Raw genomic sequence first — 3,006 nt, 5'->3', positions numbered from 1 at the left:
TCGGGCTGCAAAATTACGCGCGCATCTTTTCAACTGCGCGCTTCCAGACCGATATTCGCAACACGGTCGTCTTCACGGTCTTTTTCCTGGTGGGTAGCCTGGGCGTCGGCCTGCTGCTGGCAATCCTGCTCGACTCCAAGGTCAAGGGCGAGGCGATCTTCCGCTCGATCTATATCTTCCCGATGGCGCTCTCGTTCATCGTCACCGGCACCGTCTGGAACTGGATATTCAATCCGGGCACGCCCCAAGATCCGATCGGCCTGAACCAGTTGTTCCAGCGCGTCGGGCTGCCGATCTTCCAGAGCTGGAGCGCGGTTGCGACGATCGTGCCCGGCGGCGGCGTCCAGCCGGAGGGGCTGCGCACCAAGCTCGGCATCCCCCTGGCGATGCTCCCGGTGATCGTCGCGGCGGTCTGGCAGATGTCGGGCTTTACGATGGCAATGTACCTGGCGGGCCTGCGCGGCATCTCCGACGACATCAAGGAGGCCGCGCGCGTCGACGGCGCGAACGAGTGGCAGATCTTCCGCCGCATCACGCTGCCGATGCTGCAACCGATTACGCTGAGCGCGATCATCATTCTGGGTCATATCTCGCTCAAAATCTTCGATCTGATCGTCACCCAGACCGGCGGCGGTCCCGGCAACGCGACGGACGTGCCCGGCATCTACATGTACGAGATCACCTTCAAGAGCAGCCGCTACGCCGAGGGCAGCGCGGTGGCGATGATCATGCTGCTGCTCGTGGCCGTGCTGATCGTGCCGTATCTGATCTACAGCACCCGCGAGGAGGCCGAGTGATGAGCGCCCAATCTGCTGCTATGCCGCGCCCGCGCGTGCGCCTGAGCCGCGTGATCATCTACGCAATCATGATCGCCTTCGCGGTCTTCTACCTGCTGCCGGTCTATCTGCTGCTCGTCACTAGCCTCAAAAGCTTCGATCAGGTCCGGCTCGATCGGATGTGGAGCCTGCCGACCAGCTTCAGCCTGCAGAGCTTCAGGGACGCCTGGGCGGTGCTGGGGTCGAGCTTCATCAACAGCTTCCAGCTTGTGATCCCGGCCACGCTGATCTCGTGCGTGCTCGGCTCGATGAACGGCTATGTGCTCTCCAAGTGGAAGTTTCGCGGCGCGGACGCGCTCTTCACCGCGATTTTGTTCGGCATGTTCATTCCGTACCAGAGCATTCTGATTCCGCTCGTGCAGCTTTTGCAGCGAATGGGCCTCTACGGCACGATCAGCGGGCTGATCCTGACGCATGTGGTCTACGGCATTCCGATCGTGACGCTGATCTTTCGCAACTACTACGTGCAGGTACCCACCGAGCTAGTCGAGGCGGGCAAGATCGACGGCGCAAACTTCTTCGGCATCTACCGCCATATTATGTTCCCGCTGTCGATTCCGGGCTTTGTGGTCGTCGCGATCTGGCAGGTGACGGCGATCTGGAACGAGTTTTTGTTTGGGCTGATCATCACCAACGCGCCTGAAAAGCGGGTTGTCACCGTCGCGCTGCAAAATATCGCGGGCAGCCAGATCACCTTCTGGAATATTCAGATGGCGGGCGCGCTGCTGGTGGCGCTGCCGACGCTGCTGGTCTATATCTTCCTGGGACGCTACTTCCTGCGCGGGCTGCTGGCAGGCTCGGTCAAGGGGTGAGCTAAGGGCCGCGAGGCCGGGGGCTGGGGGTGTCCCCCAGCATCTCTTCTCTCCTCATAGCTCTGGGGAGAACGATGGGGAAGCACAAAGAACAATGGGAGAACCGAGAACGAAAGGAGAAGGTTCTCCCCCTCTCCCACTACATAGGAGAGGGGGCCGGGGGTGAGGGCCTGGGCCGAGAACAAACGAGCAAGCGAACAAACGAACACGGCTTAGCTCCCTTGTTCGCTTGTTCGCTTGTTCTATCTGTTAATCGCCTGTTCCCCGCCCGCTAGAACCCGTACAGCTCGCCGTACTTCGCGCGCAGGTAGCCCAGGTATGGCTCGGTGCTCAGCGGCCCGCCGGTGATGCGCTCCACCAGCTCCGACGCCGTGAACTTGCGACCATGACGGTACAGGTTTTCCTTGAGCCAGCCGTGCAGCGTGCCGAACTCTCCGGCCTCGATCTGGCTCGGAATCTCAGGATGCGCCTTGGTTGCGGCCTCCATGAACTGCGCGCTGAGGATATTGCCCAGCGTGTAGCCCTGGAACTGGCCGCCGATTGCGTCGCTGAACCAGTGCATGTCCTGAAGCACGCCGTCGCGATCGTCCGTGGGCGTGATGCCAATATCCGAGGTGAAGCGTTCGCGCCAGGCGTCAGGCAGATCGCGCACCTCCAGCCTGCCATCGAGCAGATCCAGCTCGAAGTCGAAGCGCATGATCACATGCAGATTGTACGTGACCTCGTCGGCGTCGGTACGGATCAGCGAGCGCTCGACTTTGTTGATCGCGCGGTAGAAGGTGTCGAGCGAGACGGAGCCAAGCTGCTGCGGGAAGGCCGCCTGAAGCCTGGGATAGAAGAAGCGCCAGAAGCCCCGGCTGCGCCCGACGAGATTCTCCCACAGCCGCGACTGTGACTCGTGCACGCCGCTTGTCGCGCCGCGTGCCAGGGGCGTCCCCTCGAAGTCCATCGCGATGCCCTGCTCGTACATCGCATGGCCCGACTCGTGGATCGTGCTAAACAGCCCTTCGCGCAGATCGTTCTCTTTGAAGCGCGTCGTGATGCGGACATCGCCCAGCGAGAACTTCGTCATGAACGGGTGATGGGTCTTGTCCTGCCGTCCGCGCTCGAAGTCGTAGCCCAGGCGCTCGATCACATCCAGGCCAAAGGCCATCTGCTCGGCCTCAGGGAAGCTCTGGAGCAGGCAGGACTCGTCGGCGGGCGGCTGCTCGGTGATCGCCTGGACCAGCGGCACAAGCTGATCGCGCAGGCTGGAAAAGAGCGTGCGGATCGACGCGGCGGTCATGCCGTAGTCGGCGTCGGCGATCAGCGGATCGGCCATGTGCTCATAGCCGGGAAAGAAATCGGCCATCTGTCGG

General features: G+C 62.0%; 3 protein-coding genes. 2 read left to right on the top strand and 1 reads right to left on the bottom strand.

Features of this window, described 5'->3' with window-relative positions:
• The coding region (locus VFZ66_06995; GenBank protein HEX6288918.1) for a sugar ABC transporter permease at positions 1–797 on the top strand (797 nt) is incomplete at its 5' end.
• On the top strand, positions 797–1,648 hold the full coding sequence (locus tag VFZ66_06990) for a carbohydrate ABC transporter permease (protein HEX6288917.1): 852 nt from the start codon (positions 797–799) through the stop codon (positions 1,646–1,648). The genes VFZ66_06995 and VFZ66_06990, both read left to right, overlap by 1 nt.
• A 271-nt stretch (positions 1,649–1,919) precedes the next feature.
• Here the strand turns inward: VFZ66_06990 and VFZ66_06985 are convergent.
• Positions 1,920–3,006, bottom strand: a 1,087-nt coding sequence (locus tag VFZ66_06985) for a carboxypeptidase M32 (GenBank protein HEX6288916.1), incomplete at its 5' end; no start/stop codon positions are given.

The organism is Herpetosiphonaceae bacterium (assembly GCA_036374795.1).
Taxonomy (GTDB): Bacteria; Chloroflexota; Chloroflexia; order Chloroflexales; family Kallotenuaceae; genus LB3-1.
Note: the sequence above shows the minus strand (reverse complement) of the source record. Positions and strands in the feature narration are given on the sequence as shown.

What these genes read in the sequence shown, in the direction of transcription:
- VFZ66_06990 (HEX6288917.1), top strand. Translation starts at nt 797, where the DNA reads ATGAGCGCCCAATCTGCTGCTATGCCGCGCCCGCGCGTGCGCCTGAGC.